Annotated in this window: 12 protein-coding genes; 3 read left to right on the forward strand and 9 right to left on the reverse strand. The window is 49.0% G+C overall.

Going from position 1 to position 16817, the window contains the following annotated elements; all coding sequences use genetic code 11:
• Positions 1-149 precede the first annotated feature (149 nt).
• Both BWI93_RS20370 and BWI93_RS20375 read right to left on the reverse strand, forming a co-directional pair.
• The gene (locus tag BWI93_RS20370) at positions 150-809 is read right to left on the reverse strand and encodes a sugar transferase (RefSeq protein WP_094814708.1); all 660 of its coding nucleotides are present in this window, start codon (positions 807-809) and stop codon (positions 150-152) included.
• Positions 810-1240: 431 nt separating this feature from the next.
• Complete coding sequence (locus BWI93_RS20375; RefSeq protein ID WP_094814710.1) at positions 1241-3538, reverse strand: tyrosine-protein kinase; 2298 nt, start codon at positions 3536-3538, stop codon at positions 1241-1243.
• Positions 3539-4788: 1250 nt separating this feature from the next.
• On the opposite strand from BWI93_RS20375, the gene BWI93_RS20385 reads away from it, so the two are divergent.
• Entirely contained in the window at positions 4789-5067 is a 279-nt protein-coding gene (locus BWI93_RS20385) for a hypothetical protein (protein WP_141217544.1), read from the forward strand.
• 103 nt (positions 5068-5170) lie between these two features.
• Here BWI93_RS20385 and BWI93_RS20390 read toward each other — a convergent pair whose 3' ends face one another.
• The 7 genes from BWI93_RS20390 to BWI93_RS20415 form a co-directional block, all read right to left on the reverse strand.
• Positions 5171-6157, reverse strand: coding sequence for a glycoside hydrolase family 5 protein (locus BWI93_RS20390; protein WP_233207955.1), 987 nt, complete (start codon positions 6155-6157; stop codon positions 5171-5173).
• A gap of 68 nt (positions 6158-6225) precedes the next feature.
• Positions 6226-7299 (reverse strand): IPT/TIG domain-containing protein, encoded by a 1074-nt coding sequence (locus BWI93_RS20395; protein ID WP_094814716.1) that lies wholly within the window; start codon positions 7297-7299, stop codon positions 6226-6228.
• 19 nt (positions 7300-7318) lie between these two features.
• Positions 7319-8884: a RagB/SusD family nutrient uptake outer membrane protein gene (locus tag BWI93_RS20400; protein WP_094814718.1), complete on the reverse strand. Its 1566-nt coding sequence runs from the start codon at positions 8882-8884 to the stop codon at positions 7319-7321.
• Positions 8885-8907: 23 nt separating this feature from the next.
• The gene (locus BWI93_RS20405; protein ID WP_094814720.1) at positions 8908-12039 is read right to left on the reverse strand and encodes a TonB-dependent receptor; all 3132 of its coding nucleotides are present in this window, start codon (positions 12037-12039) and stop codon (positions 8908-8910) included.
• A 600-nt stretch (positions 12040-12639) separates the two neighbouring features.
• Positions 12640-13956, reverse strand: a complete 1317-nt coding sequence (locus tag BWI93_RS20410) for a sensor histidine kinase (protein ID WP_255157971.1) — start codon at positions 13954-13956, stop codon at positions 12640-12642.
• Positions 13881-14369, reverse strand: coding sequence for a hypothetical protein (locus BWI93_RS29025; protein WP_255157972.1), 489 nt, complete (start codon positions 14367-14369; stop codon positions 13881-13883). The genes BWI93_RS20410 and BWI93_RS29025 overlap by 76 nt, the downstream gene beginning before the upstream one ends.
• A gap of 42 nt (positions 14370-14411) precedes the next feature.
• Positions 14412-15047, reverse strand: a complete 636-nt coding sequence (locus BWI93_RS20415; protein WP_094814722.1) for a response regulator transcription factor — start codon at positions 15045-15047, stop codon at positions 14412-14414.
• A 324-nt stretch (positions 15048-15371) separates the two neighbouring features.
• Between BWI93_RS20415 and BWI93_RS20420 the strand changes: the two genes are divergently transcribed.
• Positions 15372-15872 carry a LacI family DNA-binding transcriptional regulator gene (locus BWI93_RS20420; protein ID WP_094814724.1) on the forward strand — a complete coding sequence of 167 codons (501 nt, stop codon included), beginning with the start codon at positions 15372-15374 and terminating at the stop codon, positions 15870-15872.
• The gene (locus tag BWI93_RS20425; RefSeq protein WP_094814726.1) at positions 15869-16558 is read left to right on the forward strand and encodes a substrate-binding domain-containing protein; all 690 of its coding nucleotides are present in this window, start codon (positions 15869-15871) and stop codon (positions 16556-16558) included. Before BWI93_RS20420 ends, BWI93_RS20425 begins: the two co-directional genes overlap by 4 nt.
• The last annotated feature ends 259 nt before the right edge of the window (positions 16559-16817 follow it).

The following is a 16817-nucleotide window of genomic DNA, read 5'->3' on the forward strand; positions in this document are numbered from 1 at the left end:
GCCGTTTACGCCCGTAATTAATGCCGTTTTCATTCAGAAGGTTTAAATTGTAGACAATGTTGAGTGGGTTTCTGCTGGTGGGTGTACCAGCTACAAGTTTCAGGTTTCAACGATTCCAAACCTGCGTAATCATCGAGCAGCAGGACGTATTACCACGCTTTTTTATCTCCCTTGATCATTTTTTCGACGGTCCACCAGCAAATCTTGACGTCCAGAACGGTAGAGCGTTTCCTGATGTACCACTGATCCATTCTCAGGCGATTTTTCATTTCCCGCAATCCTACTTCTCCACGTAGGCCCCGGGTCTGAGCCAGCCCCGTAATACCCGGCCTTACCAGGTATCGATGACTGAAATTGGGTACAATCGTCCAGTACTCCGCGTCGTGTTCGAGGGCATGCGGCCGGGGTCCCACAATACTCATATCGCCCAGTATGACATTCAGAAACTGAGGCATTTCGTCCAGATTTGTTTTCCGGAGAAACTGTCCAATGGGCGTAATACGGGGATCATTCCGAGTCGCCTGCTTAAAACTGGAATCCTTTACGTATTTCATCGTACGAAACTTGAAGCAGCGAAAGGGTTTTCCCCGCCGCCCCGTACGCCACTGTACGTAGAATATGGGTCCAGGTGAACTTAGCTTGATCAAAACGCCGATCAGGGGGATCATCCAGAATAGCACCAGTACGGTGACTAAACTGGCCATACATACATCAAAAACTCGCTTACCAGCGATGGGTTTTCTTACTTTCTTGGATGGTTCCGTGGTTTGTGAATAGGTGATTCGCAAAACATCTTCCGTAATTTCCATGGTGTGGTTATCCTGTTTCGATTAACATTCGGATGATATGACTTCAATAACATCACCACCTGTCCCGACGTGGGATAGGGCTAATCATAAAGCAAGTTTTGCACACGTTAATTGACTAACTTCTGGCGGTAAGTCAGTACACGTAGGTTACCGGTCAGGGCTTCCCCACCTTTCATTCGTTATCCTTCGAGAGGGCTCTGCGAAAAAATAACGTTCAATAATATACGTTTAAAATGCATCTCTGTTTTTCGCCTTGTCAACCACGTTCTAACAATGCCCGTGGTACCGGTTAAGTATACCGTCTGGTCTTTCGATTCAACGGTATACTTGATTCACCCAACCATTTATTTTACCTGTTTGCATTAAAATTTTCATGAATACTGCCGTAGCGGTGGTTCGTACTCACGGTAGGATTGATACGCTCTCAGCTGTTAGGCCTTTTCGGGATCTTCGCCGTAATAACCGTAGCTGTAATTATAATAGTAGGAATCGTTCTTGCTCTGCCCTACGCCATTCAAAATAATGTTGAGGTTATGAAACCGTTGTTCTTTGTACAGCGTGTCCACCATCTTCAGGTAATTCTTAGGCGTCACATCGTGGCGAACCATGTAGAGCGTCGAATCGGCAAAAGGAGCAATCAGTTGGGCATCCGAAACCAGCCCAATCGGCGGTGAGTCAACCAGTACGTGCGTAAAGCGTTGCCGCAGTTCAGAGAACAGTTGCTCCAGACGTTTCCGGCTGAGTAATTCGGAGGGATTGGGTGGTACCGGACCACTCGGCATGATATAGTAGTTGTCGTAGCCAGGAATCGGGTGAAGGGCTTCGTCCAGCGTGGCATCGCCAATCAGGTAATTGCTGATTCCCACTTTACTACTCATCCCCAGGGTTTTACGCAATTGGGGCTTCCGAAGGTCCATTTCCAGAATAACCGTTGGGCAATCGACCAGGGCGAGGCTAGCCCCTAAATTGAGTGAAAGGAATGTTTTCCCTTCTCCCCCAATGCTTGAAGTAAAGAGCAGTACCTGACTTTCCGTATTAGGTTTTACAAACTGAAGGTTCGTGCGGATCGTGCGGATTTGCTCAGCAATCACCGAACGATCGCCCATGACCAGTTTGTCAGCCTCCTTGCTCTTCATCACTTCTCCCAAAATGGGAGCCTGCGTAATCGTTTCGATGTCCAGCCGACGCGTAACCCGATTGTTGAGCGAATCTTTCGCCGTGATTACGCCCATGGGAATCAGCAAGCCTACGACTGCGAAAAGCAGGTAAATGGTTCTGCCCACGGGTTTGATGGGAAACTTGCCACTACGGGCCGTATCCACAATCCGGCTATCGGCGATGGTAGAGGCATACGAAACTGCCGTTTCTTCCCGCTTCTGTAATAAAAAGGAATAGAGGTTATTTTTAATGGCTTGTTGCCGGGAAATGTCCAGTAAAAGGCGTTCTTTCTTGGGAATACTCCGAATCACCCGTTCCATTTTCCGATTGGCTACCAGCAATTGCTGCCGGGAGGTTTCGAGCATGGTCTTGGCCGTTTGTACGTTGTCGCGAATGTTGGCCTTGGTATTTCGAATCTGACTTTCAAGGATTTGCAGATTGGGGTTCAGAGGCGAAGAAGTTTGTAACAGGCTTTCGCGTTTAAATTCCATGTCGCTTACCTGCGAGATCAGGGCCAATAGTACCGGATCACTTAAACCCAGAGTGGACGGAGCCACTTCACGATCCTGTGAACGGGAGTTAATATACCGTTCAATATCCTTGACGGTACCGAGCTGGATATTAACCTGATTCAGCTGGGCGTCGTTGCTTCCTACGCGTTGCAGGAAATTTTCTGCTTCGGTACTGAGGTCTGTAATGCTGTTGCGGGTTTTGTACACCTCTACGTCTTTTTCCACCGTTTGAAGCTCGCCCGAAACCAGTTGCAGGCGTTCGTCCAGGAATCGCAGGGTATTGGCAGCCGTTTTGTTTTTATCTTCAATGGCGGCGGCATTGTAGTGCTCCATCATGCTGTTGAGAATCGCCTTGGCCTTCGCTGGTACGGCATCGTCCAGGGTTAATTCAATCACGGTAGATTGCTTGCTTTTCGTCTCCACGGACAGGCTGCCCAGGTAAGCTTCTACCATTTCATCGCGGTGTACTACCTGTACCAGCAGCGGAGCCGTACCCGTGGTCAGGGGTGCGGCACTGTTGATGCGTAAACGGCCATAGGGCGTCCAGACACTCTTGTTTACGGGATAATTTACCTCATCAATCCGGACATGGTCAGCATCCGGAAAGTTGAGAATCAATACTTTATGGTATAATTCGGGATAAGCCTGTTCAACTATTACCTGTACAGGCTCGTTTCCGTATATTTCACGTTTGCCAAAGTTCGAATCCAAAAAATAGCGTACATCGAGACGTAAATCACCTACGACTTTATCCATTAGCATGTACGATTTCAATATTTCTATCTCATTATCGACCAGCTTTTGCTGTCCGAAAATGTCAAACTCTTTCATCAATTCACTGGAAGTTGCCCCTTTCTGCTCATCTTTTACGAGCATACTGGCCTTGGCCCGGTACACGGGTTGCTGATAAAGTAAATAAATGTAAGCTACTACCAAAGCCAGCATGACCGACAGGATAAACCAGGGCCAGTTCCGGAGGTACTTCGTTAGGTTCGCCTTCAGGTTGGACTGATCCGGTTCAATTACCAGCGAATTATCTTCTAAGTAATAGTTACTCATTTTTGTAGGGGTTGCGAGTAAAACATCTGATCGCACACGGTGTACATGAGCCTCGCGTCATCTACTCGTCAGAGTACATGAAAAGGCTACTTTTGAACATACACAACCGTAGCGGCAGCTGCTTGGAAAACAACGAGTTGAAATGAGATTACCGGAAGCACCCGAGGCGGAAGGGTACGTAAGGGCACACTGGGGTAAACCGGCTCTGGAGTGACGGCACAGAACTGGCTAAATCAGCTAGCTTAGGCTAAACCAATCTACCGTTGGGATATGATTTTACGAGAGAATGAGTGCTTGTATATACACAGCATCATTGATTCGTTTGGAATATCTTTTGCAAAGCAGTACAGACCGGGGGATTAGGTCAGATACATACCTTGGAAACGATAAAATCCAACGAAAAAGTCAACATATAGGAACAGAGGGCACTTTCGTATATGTTTTTGTTTTCTTGATGCAAGACTCAGGCAATGGAAGAATTACGGCAAACGGAGTGGTCCGCTATAATCCGAAGAGTCAGGCTTATGTTTTGGGGACAAGTAATCTGAAAGTTGCATTTTGGCGGGAACAGAAGCTTTCAGGAAATAAGACCGACAGGATAAATTGCTAATCATGCAGCTTTGCTGATTTTACCCTTTATCTGTTAACAAACCCTGGATTGGCAAAATTAGACAGGTATGCTAATACTAAAACAGTTGAAATTTGGGTAAAACTTAAATTATTCTACGTTCAGCATTCTTTGGCGGGCACTAACTATCGGTTAATTCATTTCAAAGAAATAGGATTTTTTTTATCAGGCAACTATGTAAACCATTTTTTTAGAAATATTATTAATCAGTTAAAACGATTTTTTAAAATATTCTTTTGATATGATAAGTATTTATGAAATGTTGTTAAAAAAGTGAATAGTTAACTACAATAAAAATAGCCGGTTTGCTTGCAGGCCAATTCTACTTAAAACATGTTTGGAGTGAGTACTAAATTCCAATAAAAAGCGAATAGTTAAAATTACATCTACTAAAAATCCCATATTTGAAACAGAGCTGCGTTTCGCATTACTCATTGGCAACTCTTTCATTAGCGTCTGCAATTTTTTTTTGATTTTTCCTGCATTTCCTCACTTTTCTTGATTTTTGATACTCGTCAGCCAGCCTGCCGTCGGGCTTCGGATTCTTACGTAAAGGTTATACTTTTGTGGATCACCGGTTTTCAATCTTTCATTCATTCGGCTACGGCCCTCTTCCTGATCCATGACTCCTGCCCTCCTCCATGAAATGCAAGCGATCATCGAAGAACTCCGGGTTAAAACGTATACGAAGCAAACCTCCCAGGATTCTTCGTTGCGAAAACGGGCTTTCAACATTTTCTGGAAGGAAGGTTTTCTGGAAAAACACGGTAACCAGCTCTATAGCCTGACGGAAGCCGGTTATGAATTACTAATTAGGCAAGGTTTGGATTGCTGGCTTCGTCGGGAAGAAAATGTAAGCTGGCAGCAGAGATTCTGGCGAAAACTTACCAGAGGCTGGTGAACGCCTACGGCTATAAACCTACATAACTGGCCGGAACCTACCTTCATAGGAGAAGTCCTGCCAGTTACGTATATGCGAACGGAATTATCTATTGGTATAACCTTTAACGACTCTTCTGTAACTGATGCAACTGCTCCCGAATGTACATTCCCGCTGGTGTCAGGTGTTCCTTGGTCCATTTCCCATTCGCTGGTGCACCGGGTTGCAGAATGGCCGTGGTTTCTTTCTTGTCGGTGATATTCCAGTTTACCCAGCTTAGTCGGTGCTTTTCCATCCAGTTGAGCCAGATTCGGTTTTGCTCACGGTCAAACTTCCCATCACCCGAAGCCTCGCCGACGCCCCACTCCGTTACCATTAGAGCAAGGCCCTGCTTCATCGCCTTTTCCGCCTTAGCCCGCAAGCCATCCTGGTGGTACGGTTCGCTGGCGTAAAAGTGGAAGGAATACGCCAGATTCGTTTGGCCTTTGATCGGGTCAGCCGCGGCCACATCCACGTCCTGATCCCAGTGGGGGCTACCTACGATGATCAGGTTCTTTGGATCGTAGGTACGGATTTCCCGAATCACTTCCTCCGAGTAGGCCTTGATTACTGGCCAGGTCTGTCGCTCCGGTTCATTCCAGATTTCATAGATCACCTGTGGATTCCCCGCGTACCGCTGAGCCATCGCCCGAAAGAAAGCCTTGGATTCCTGCACATGCTGTTCGGCGTTATGGTCGTGCCAGTCAATCAATATATACACCCCATTTTTGATCGCCTGATCCACGACGCGGGTAATCAGGGCCATTTGTGCTTCCGGCTGTTGCAAATAGCCCGAATCGGGTTGTACCGCCATGGAAGCCCGCAACAGGGTGGTTTGAAAATCCTTACATAAATGATCTACGACGTCCGTCGTGTAGTACTTCCTTCCCCCCCAGACACTCCAGGAAAAACTAATTCCCCGCAATTGGGGCGGCTGGCCATTTTTATCGACAATCTGATTACCTACCACCCGAAGGGCTCCGTGCTTTTGCACGGGGGTTTGACTAAATAGAGAACTGCTTAATCCAAGCCAAAGCATGCCGGCCAGACCAATACGATTGAATACGTGCATACGTTACAAAATAAACCCTCATGCTCACTTTTCAGGAAAAGCAGCAGGAGGGCAAATGGGAAGAAACCTTACTTAACCAGAATCAGATCATCGAAATAGAACGTCTCGTCCTGCTTATCGGGGCCTTTGATCCGGAAGCCAATCTGCTTGAGCGTTTTACCCGCCGACCAGAAGTCCATATCCGATAGTTTGATTTTGAAGTACGTCCAGGTGTTGGCTTTCACGTCGATCTTGTTTTTCTCGATGTATTCCCCAAAACCTACGGAGGCGGCATCCGTCGTCAGGTACAGCGTGTAGTCGGCGGAAGCTCCCTTGATCCAACCCGAAACGTAGGTGTACGCAGACGAGTACGCCAGTCCCGGCATCGAAAACCCGATCAGGTGCCAGTTGCCCTTCTGGAAGTTTTTACCCACCGAGGCCGTTCCCGACTTGAATTCTTTCGTACTGATCGCTGCTGCATCCCCCCAGGAGGCATCGGTTACCCCCGTCGCGTACGCATCCAGGAAAATGGGATACGCCTGCTCCACGTTGACGAATTCCTGAGTGGTCTTCATCATTCCCGTGGTATTGGTAATATCCAGTGTGGCCCGGCCCACGGTCGTCGTGGGCATTTCGAGCACGAGTTTCTTCTTCTCTTTGGATACGATTTTAGCTACGGTCGAGGTACCCGAAAGTTTCACTGCCGTGACGTCTTCGAGGTTATTCCCCGTCAGCGTTACCGTCGATCCTTTGGTGAAATTATAATTGGAAACGTCCGTAATCGTCGGGTACGCCAGCACGCGGAAGGGTACGGATACGGTTCGGCCTTCGCTGTTTGTAAACGTAATGTTCTGTACTCCACCCGCAGCTTCATCGGGTACGCGGAAAATCAAAGCGTTTTCTGTATTCAGCGTCGGTTGAAAGCCCGCCGCTACACTTTGCTTTTCGAATACAATGGCCCGCATATCACCCAGTCCGGTTCCTTTCAGCGTCACTACTGAACCGCCCGAGGCGGAGTCAGGGGTAATGGCGGAAGCTACGGGGTTACCGGGTTTGATCTGCGGTCTTCCATCGGTATCTTCGGTGCAGGCATTCAGTACGAAGCCCGCTCCCAACATCAGTAGGGGCAAAGTCGCCCGGGTAAAAAAAGTAGGTATGTTCATCGCTTAGGTTCCTTCCAGATTATTTGTAATAGGGTACGGGATCTTTGGCCAACTCGGGGTCCTGGATAATCTCGCCCGCCGGAATGGGCAGGTACATTTTATCCTCCGTAAACGTGGTGATGTAATTGGCTCCCGTGGCCGTACCCCGGTTCTGCTTCTGAATCATGGCTTTGGCCTTGGCAAAGCCCTGCCGCTGGATGTCGTACCAGTAATCGCCTTCGAAGGCAAATTCGACACGGCGTTCGTGCAAAATATCGTCAATGGTAAACGACGTTCGGGGTGACAGTCCCGCCCGGCTGCGTACTTTATTTAAGGCCGCCAGAGCTTTCGCGTCAGTCGTGGAGGCAGCTCCCGCCAGCGTAGCTTCCGCGTAAATGAGCAGAATGTCGGCGTAGCGAAGCAGTACTACGTTATTACCGGAGTTCTGACCCAGTACGGCATCGCTACCGAAGCTTTTGCCCGGACCCGCGAAGTATTTAGCGATATTCGAACGGGTGGCGTTCAGGTTACCGCCTTCATCCGCCGATACCAGGGTGTCGTACTTAAATCCGTTCGCCATGAATGCGTTGTACTTGGGAGCATTCACGCGTTGGGGTTTCCAGTTCGGATTCGTCCAGCCGTGTTCCATCACCGACCATTTCCGGCGTAAATCACCAAACTCGTATTCTTTCAATAGATCCAGCGAAGGAACGTACATTTCCCAGGCATCGGCTTCGGCGGTACGCAGGTTCGCCGCTCCCCGGTCAGGGTTTTTCAGGTTGCCCGTACCCCAGGGATCGCCCGAAAGCTGGTGCTGGATACTGAACAGACATTCCTCGTTATTATTCATGCTGCTCTTGGTGAACATCCCGTTATAATCGCTCACCAGGTTGTACTTACCCGAATTCATCACCTCCTCGGCCTTGGCTTTCGCATTGGCGTAGTCCTTCTGATAGAGGTACAGTTTTGACATCATGCCTTTGGCCGAATACTTGGTCAGGCGGCCCGGTACGTCGGCCTCGGGCAAGCCGGCTTCGGCCAGCTTCAATTCCTCCAGAGCAAAGCGGAGTACGTCGGATTGCAGGTAACGGGGAATGTTGAAGTTTCCCGACAGAGCCGTTTCTCCCGGATCAGTAATGATGGGGGCATGTCCCCAGGTACGGGCAATGTAGAAATACACCGTTCCACGAATGAAATGGCACTCGGCAATGGCCGGATCGAGGTAGGCGGCTCCACCACCGGCGGCTTTTTTCTCCTCGAACGTTTTGATCATCACATTCGAGTAACCGATGATTTTGTAAAACGCTCCCCAGGCCGCTCCAATGCGTTCGGACGCCGAAGACAGGGTGAAGTTGAGGTATTCCACGTCGGTGTACGTGAACATGTTACCGCTCATGACGTCGCCAATGGCATCCTGAGCCCGGCTTTCGTAGTTCCGCCAGGGCAGACCGCTGTAGAGGGTACTCGTGGCTCCCCGTACTTCTTCGGCGTTGTTGTAGTAATTGCCCGTCGTCGTTCCCGATAAAGAAGGACGATCGATGAATTCTTTGTTGCAGGCCGTCAGCAGCGAGGCCGCTAAACCGCAGTATAGAAAGGTACGCTTCATTGCTTGAACAGGTAAGGATTGGCTTAGAATTGCAGGTTCGCTCCCAGGGTAAAGGTCCGGGGGTTGGGATAATGGCCCATATCCACATTCATGAGCTTGATGCTATTATTAAAGGCTCCGATTTCCGGATCGTAGCCAGAATAGCGGGTAAAGGTTTTCAGGTTTTGCACCGAACCGTAAATCCGCAGGTTGCTTACTTTGATTTTACTCAGGAAAGCGGTCGGCAACCGATACCCCAGCGTAATGTTCTGAATCCGGGCGTATGAAGCATCTTCCACGTAGCGATCCGACATGGCGATGTTGTTTTTGTTCGTCACCGTGAAGCGAGGTAGAGAACCGTTCGGGTTGCTTTCCGTGTAGCGATCATTCACCGTACGCATCTGATTCGACCAGGCACTGTTCAAACCTTCCAGTTGCCAGCGAAGGAAGTTGAAGGCTTTTGCTCCCTGACTTCCCTGCAGGAAAATCGACAGATCGATTCCCTTGTACGTGAATGAGTTAGTCAAACCCCAGGTGAACTTGGGCAGCGGACTACCAATGAAAGTCATATCGCCCGCGTCGATTTTCTTGTCGCCGTTGATATCCTTAAAGCGAATGTCACCCAGCCAGGTTTCGTTCTGGTTCACCTTGTAGCCAAACTGCGGCAGGCTGTTATCCAGATCAGACTGGTTACGGAACAGTCCATCCGTTACCAAACCCCAGAAGGAACCCACAGGGCGTCCGGGCGTGGTATGCGTCACGAGGTAGTTGTTATAGTATACCTTTCCGTCGAGGGCCGAAGCGGCACTGGCGGCCTTGTCGTAAGTGTTGGTAAACTGCGTCAGTACGGCGTTGGTTTTCCAGGTAAAATTGTCGTTGCGGATGTTGGTTGAGGTAATGCCCAGATCCACGCCCGTATTCGTCATTTGTCCGGCATTACCCAGCGGAGCTTTCAGGTCATCCCACTGATCCCCTACACCAATCAGGTTCGGGCCCGTCAGGAAGATAATCATATCGGACGTTACCTTTTTATAGGCATCGATGGTTGCATCAATTCGGCCGTTCAAAAAGCCAATATCCAGACCCACGTTGGTCGTTTTCACCGATTCCCACTTCAGGTTCGGGTTTGGAATTCCGTTGATCATGTTGGACGTACCAAAGCCCACGGGTCCGGAGAAAAACTGCACCGCTCCCACGTAGGCGGGGTTCGGAGCTCCACCGGGGAAGTTCTGATTACCCACGGCTCCGTAACCGACCCGCAGTTTCAGGTGATTGACGACTTTAGCCATGGCTCCTTTGGCGAAGGATTCGTTCGAGATGGTCCAGCCCGCCGATACGCCCGGGAAATTCCCCCAGCGATTGTTCGGACCGAAGTTAGAGGAACCGTCCGCCCGGAAACTGGCCGAGATGGAGTACCGGTCACCGTAGGTATAATTCGCCCGGGCAAAGTACGATTCCATCGCCCAGTGTCCCTTACCGCCGCCTAAACCCCAGGTTGTCTGGTCGGAGCTACCCGTGTTCAAGTCAAAAATATCGGCCTGTAAATCCACTTTTGAACCTGAAATCGCCTGGTAATACGACGACTGAGCCTGATGCCCAACGGTCAGCTGAATACCGTGTTTACCAATGTACTTGTTGTAATTCAGGTAGTTGGTAAGGGAGTAGTAATAGCTGTCCGAACGCGAATCGATGAGTTTGCTGCGGAAGGACGTGCCGCCCACGTTCCCCGCTTTTTGAAAGGCCACGTTGTTATCCTGACCAAGCGAGTAGGATACTTCATTGCGTAAACTCAAATCCTTCATCAACTGGATCTCCGCGTATAGGCTACCGAAAACCGTGTTGGTCGTTTTGGTATTGCCCCGGAACTGGCTGTTTCCGACCAGGTTGGCGTTGTTGTACTGCACCCCGCCAATGGTTTGACCACCACCCCAGCTACCGTCCAGGTTTTTCACCGGAATCAGCGGGCTGGTCGAAGCTCCCCACCAGATGGTACCTTCGGCGGCATCGGCCAGTGAAACGTTCTGAATACTCCGCGAAACGTTGGCACTTAAGCCGACTTTAGCCCAGCTTTTTAACTGATTATCCAGACTGAAACGGGTGGAATATCGCTTGAAGTCCGAACCCAGCAGGATGCCTTTGTTGTCGAAATAGTTTAGCGAAAAATAGTACGTCGTTTTTTCGCGACCGCCCGAGAAGCTCAGCTGATGGTTCTGAATTTTCCCCCGCTGAAACATGGCTTCCTGCCAATCCGTACCTTTGCCGAGAATGGAAGGATCGCGGAACTCATCAGATACGGGATTGCCAATGATGGGCAGTACCTCATTCTGATACCGGGCAAAATCCCGCAGATCCATCAGATCCAGTCGTTTGGCCACTTCCGACACGCCGGTGTACATTTCGTAATTGATTTTTCCTTCGCCTGACTTTCCTTTTTTCGTGGTTACCAGAATAACGCCGTTAGCCGCCTGGGAACCGTAAATAGCCTGAGCGGAGGCATCTTTCAGTACGTCAATCGATTCAATATCGTTGGGGTTCAGCATGGCCATGACGCTGTTACCCGTCTGACCGTCACCACCCCCCAGCCCGGCATAACCAGAACTGGCAGAAGTGTTCCCATTTACGAAGGGAACGCCGTCGATCACGAATAGGGGATCATTACTGTTGATGGACGTGACGCCACGTACCTTCACCGATACGCCGCCACCGGGCTGGCCGCCGTTGCTAGTTACCGTAACCCCAGCCGCTTTTCCCTGCAGGAGCTGATCGACACCCGCCGCTGGAATGTCTTTCAACTCCGTAGCTTTAATGGTCGTGATGGAAGAGGTAACGTCCGAGCGTTTGGCCGTTCCATAACCGATGACAACGACTTCATCAAAATTTCGGTCGTTGGACTGGAGGGTGATGCTGAGGTCGGTTTTCGTGCCCAGTTCCACCTCCTGGTTTTGCATGCCAACGTACGAAATCGTTAACGCCTTGGCATCTGCGGGTACATTGATCGTGAAGCGGCCATTCACATCGGTGGTCGTACCCAATTGGAGGCCCTTGACGTAGACGGAAGCTCCGGGCAGCGTGGTACCCTGAACATCCGAAACGACGCCGCGGATGGTTCGCTGCTGAGCGAAGGCACTCAGGCAAGCCCCTATCCAGAGAAATAGAAACAATACTTGTTTGATCATGAGAAATTGAATTAGGAAAGCGACTGTAGTAGAGAGTTTAGAGCGTATGCGTCCAGCATACCCGTAGAGGACAGGTACGAGAAGTGTTTCGGAACACCCGAATACACGCACAAAAGCCCGGAAATCAGTTAGCTAACGCAGGAGTAGGTAGACATGGAAAACGGGGTTAGAGGGGTAGAAATGGGTGCATATGTTTTTTTGAGATAGATATTTTTCTTTTACGTGCGTTTTTCATCCCGCTAAGAGGGCTAGTCATTTAGTCCGTATGCATTGCGGGGCCCAATTTTAAGCCGTCCATGAAGTTATTCAACTGACTTTTAACGATTTACAACTACTAACTAACAATCATAAACTAATGACTTCTGTCAGAAGATGAAAACCCCTCCCGCCTGTGAGCAGCGGAACGACCTACGACAGCCGCAACGCAGTGGCCCAGCGTAGGCTGTCGTTAGGCGTGGAGATGCTGACAGGCTAACGAACAGCGTGTTAACAGGACCAAACCCAGTCTAGGTGAATAACGCAAGTCTTAAAAGAACAAGCTTTCACAAAGCATTGGTTAATGCCTAGGGACCAAACCTAGTCTGGACATACAATTACAACCTAAGTTGCACTTGATTTAAGCGGCAGCGAAATCATAACTGACGTCCCTTTGCCCGCTTCGCTCTGCCACATCACCTGCCCACCGAGGTAATCTATACGTGACTGAATATTGGTGATGCCGTTGCCCGTTCGGGAGGGTTCCGCAAAACCGCATCCGTCGTCGTCTACACTAATCAATGCCGTCGCTTCACTGATCATCATCTGTAGGGTAATGGTATTTGCATCGGCGTGTTTTAGGGCGTTGTTCATTAACTCCTGAATCACCCGGTACAGCATTACCGAAGCTTCGTCGCTTAAGACGGGTGTTTCACCGTAATGCTCAAAAATCACATTCGTTTGATTGACCAGATTCAGCTTTTGCGTTAAATCTTCCAATGCCGGAATCAATCCGAAGGTTGACAACGCATAGGGGCGTAAATCATTGGAAATCAATCGCGTTTCTGTACACGCTTCATCCAGAAACTGGTTCAGCGGCTCCCGTACTGACGCGGGCAAGGCTTCCTGATGAGCCTCCACAAACAGCTTGATCCGCGAAAGCTGAATTCCCAGTCCGTCGTGCAGATCGCGGGCAATGCGGCTCCGTTCGCCCTCCTGCCCTTCCATCATGGCTCGTAGTGATTTCAGTTCCAGCTCCCGAATTTGCTGCTGGGCAATCACGGCCTGTTGTTGGGTAATGAGTTTTTGCTGACGTCGCATATAAATTAGTGTCCCCACGCCCACGATACTGATAAAAAGTCCGATCACCAGCATGGAATTGATCGTACGCTGATGCTGACTTTGCTCCTTGACTAATGCCTTTTCCACCGCTAGCGTCTTAATCTGACTATCCAGCTCCTGCAAGCGAATGCTTTTCGTCTGCTCCGAATAATAGAACTCCTGGGTGTAGGCCAGTGATTGCAATAATGATTTGTACGCCTCCTGATACTTATCCTGATGAGCATAACTTTCCGCGGCGTGTCGCGTCAGCTCCCGCAACATGGAAACATTATTTACGGAATCAGCAATGCGATAACTTTTCTGATAATACTGAATAGCCGCCTTCGGTCGATCTTTAAACTGTTCGGTAATGCCCAGGTAAAAAAGGTTCAGGGCAATCAGCCAGCTAATGTTCTGCTCCCGGGCCATCTTCAGGCTGCGGGTTGCAAAGTACCGGGCCGAGTCAGGTTGTTTGGTCCGGGAATACGTTGTAGCCAGTAAGTTCAGGGCATAGGCTTGAAAATAGGCTTGTTTGGTTTGCTCACTCAGCCGTTCCGTCCGGCGTAACTCGGTAAATAGTGTTTTCGGAATCGGTTCCTTATTCTGGATGATATTGGCCAAATCCAGGTGACACTCAATAATTTTGGTGGTGTTCTTCGTTCGCTCAAAAAACGCAGGGCTCGTTTCAGGTACTGTTCCGCGTGATTTTGCATGAAATAATCATGCGTATAGTAATCACCGATCAAAATATGTACATTGTAATATCCTACAGAATCTCCTACCCGGTGGTAGTACTTCAGGCTGTTAAAATACGCTTCGATGGTATACTGATTGTAACCGTACTGTTGGTGGTACAAGCTCCCAATGCGTTCACTAACCTGAGCAGCAGCTTTCCAGTGTTGCCGCTCCACCAGTGCCCGAACCCGCTGGTTCAAACTGTCGATCACGGGTGTTTCGGCCAGTGCCCAGACCTTCGCTACAGGGCCTAGTAAAGTGACCCAAGCCAGTAAGAACGTTACCCGAAACGATTTCATTTGCGTTAATAAAGCGGCTTCAACACTTCTATTTTTCGTATATCAATCAATATACTGCATTTCCATCGCCGTTTTAATCAGCAACGCCGTATTGGGCACCTCAAACTTAAGCAATAAGCTACTTCGGTGAAACTCAACCGCTTTAACGCTGACAAACAGCTGGGTAGCCATTTGTTGAGTCGTCAGTCCCTGAGCAATGAGAGCCAGTACTTCCGACTCGCGGGGGGTCAGGTTCAGGCGTGCACTGCCGGCTTTTCGGGTCTTGCCGTTGGTCAGTAAAATCTGGGTAATGGTATCGTTAAAGTATTGCTTTCCCTGGTACACGCGTTCAATCGCTTCGAGCAATTCCAACTTGGTTGTGTTTTTTAAGAGGTATCCCCGGGCTCCTTTCTTGACTACTCGCTTGATCAGGCTGGCATCATCGTGCATCGTCAGTGCAATCACCTGACACGCTGGATACTGTCGCGTAATGGCTTCGCATAGACTCAGTCCGTCTTCGATTTGGGGAAAAGAAATGTCTAGTAAAACCACATCCACGGCGGTCGTTTCGAGTCGCTCCAGCACTGAAGCACTGGTGTAGCACCGTTCCGTAACCTGAATGTTGGCGGAACCCGAAATCAAAGATTCAATTCCCTCAACAAATACGTTGTGATCATCCGCAATTAACACCCGTATCATTGCTTTAGTGGCCTTGGGTTGAGGTACAGGCGAAAACTCCCGGGACGGAGGCAGTGTTAAGGGCATGGGCCATTATGAAATAATTGTTTATTAGGTTAAGTTTTTCAGGGTACTATTGATAGCAAGCGTTGTTGTCACTGAGCCTCCCATCAATAGAAATTTGTTCAGCAAAAATAGGATTAATTAGATATACGTCGATTAGGGAAAACCCTTTATTGGAAAAAATCTAGGGTATACCCTAGGGCTGGCCTTTTGTAAAGCTTCGATTGAAGCTGGTAGTTTTATTCGAATGAAGCGGATCGAGTCTCGTACAAGAAATATTTCATGATTCTAAAACGCCTTGGTCTGCATCTGGTATCCGTATTCACAAACCTCGAAATTAATGGATTAAACCTGAAAGCTTCCCATCATCCTAAGCCAGAATGTATTAACTTTGATAAAAATCTTCAGCGTATCAAACACAAGGATAAACAGATCGGAATCAAGGATATCGCCCGGCACGCCAATGTTTCTATTGGCCCTGTTGATCGCGTACTACACAATCGCGGTGGCGTATCCCAGGAAACGCGGGAACGTATTCTCAAGGCCATTGAAGAGCTGAACTACCAGCCTAACCTGTTGGCCAGTCGCCTGAAATCTACGAAAGAATACGTGGTGGCGGTACTGCTTCCGCAGGCTACCAAAGAAATTCCTTTCTGGCATGATCACATCCTAGGCGTTGAACAGGCGGAAAAAGAAATCCGGCAACTGGAAGTCACGACCAAGGTGTTTTTTTCGATCAGAATAGCGAAGATTCCTTTCGGGAGCGGGTTAACGAAATCATGACCGATACGGTTGACGGCGTCTTCATGGTACCGGTATTTTACGAAGAAGCGATTCGTTTGCTCCGGCACTGTCAGAAGGGTCAGATACCCTGCCTGTTGTTTGATACGAATTTGCCGGATGAGAAAGGGGTCCGCTACATCGGACAAAACGCTTACGATAGTGGCTATCTGGCGGCCGAACTGCTTTCCTATTGCATCCCTCCCGACGGTACGATTCTGTTAGCCAATATCGTACAGGAACACGACAACCACCTGCAGTTCACCAAACGGGAAGAGGGCTTCCTGGCTTTTTTTCGGGAAACTTCCCCACAAACCGAAATCGTTAAGTTCGAATCCCGCCGCGGTATATCGGAGGAAATCGCCCAGCAATTGGCTGACGTAATCCGGCAGACGCCAAACCTGAACGGTATATTTACGATCAACGGTGTTCAACACGTGGCTCAGGTGCTTGAACAAAAAGCATTTACAGGTTACCGACTCATCGGCTACGACGTTATTCCAGAAACGATCCATTACCTGGAAAATGGTACGATTCACTTTCTGATCAGTCAGCAACCCAAAATGCAGGCTTACGAAGGAATCAAGCTTTTATCCCAAAGTATTCTGCTGAAGAAAGATTTACCGGAAAGTAATTATCTGCCGATTGATGTGGTGATGAAATCGAATTTGAAGTATCATGTGAAGTAAGATTTCTTTCTTATACTTCTTTTCAGTAAAGCTACTTTTTTTAGCCTGAATTCATTCCGTACAGAAATCTTCCAATCCTGAACCACTGATGGTCAACTCTCCTAGTTGGATCAAAATCACGTCCCGCAGGCACGGCTGGTCATTTAGTCCGTATGCATCCCATGCCGGCACGCCCGCTGCTCACCTCCTCTTGCTCAAGGCCACTGCATTGCCAAGGCGGTAGGTAGCTTGAGCCCCAGAATGGAATTCCGACATGGAA

Source organism: Siphonobacter sp. BAB-5385 (assembly GCF_002261125.1).
Lineage (GTDB): Bacteria > Bacteroidota > Bacteroidia > Cytophagales > Spirosomataceae > Siphonobacter.

Coding starts and splice junctions, on each gene's coding strand:
- BWI93_RS20370 (WP_094814708.1), bottom strand. CDS start 809: ATGGAAATTACGGAAGATGTTTTGCGAATCACCTATTCACAAACCACG.
- BWI93_RS20375 (WP_094814710.1), bottom strand. CDS start 3,538: ATGAGTAACTATTACTTAGAAGATAATTCGCTGGTAATTGAACCGGAT.
- BWI93_RS20385 (WP_141217544.1), top strand. CDS start 4,789: ATGACTCCTGCCCTCCTCCATGAAATGCAAGCGATCATCGAAGAACTC.
- BWI93_RS20390 (WP_233207955.1), bottom strand. CDS start 6,157: ATGCACGTATTCAATCGTATTGGTCTGGCCGGCATGCTTTGGCTTGGA.
- BWI93_RS20395 (WP_094814716.1), bottom strand. CDS start 7,299: ATGAACATACCTACTTTTTTTACCCGGGCGACTTTGCCCCTACTGATG.
- BWI93_RS20400 (WP_094814718.1), bottom strand. CDS start 8,884: ATGAAGCGTACCTTTCTATACTGCGGTTTAGCGGCCTCGCTGCTGACG.
- BWI93_RS20405 (WP_094814720.1), bottom strand. CDS start 12,039: ATGATCAAACAAGTATTGTTTCTATTTCTCTGGATAGGGGCTTGCCTG.
- BWI93_RS29025 (WP_255157972.1), bottom strand. CDS start 14,369: ATGAAATCGTTTCGGGTAACGTTCTTACTGGCTTGGGTCACTTTACTA.
- BWI93_RS20415 (WP_094814722.1), bottom strand. CDS start 15,047: ATGATACGGGTGTTAATTGCGGATGATCACAACGTATTTGTTGAGGGA.
- BWI93_RS20420 (WP_094814724.1), top strand. CDS start 15,372: ATGATTCTAAAACGCCTTGGTCTGCATCTGGTATCCGTATTCACAAAC.
- BWI93_RS20425 (WP_094814726.1), top strand. CDS start 15,869: ATGACCGATACGGTTGACGGCGTCTTCATGGTACCGGTATTTTACGAA.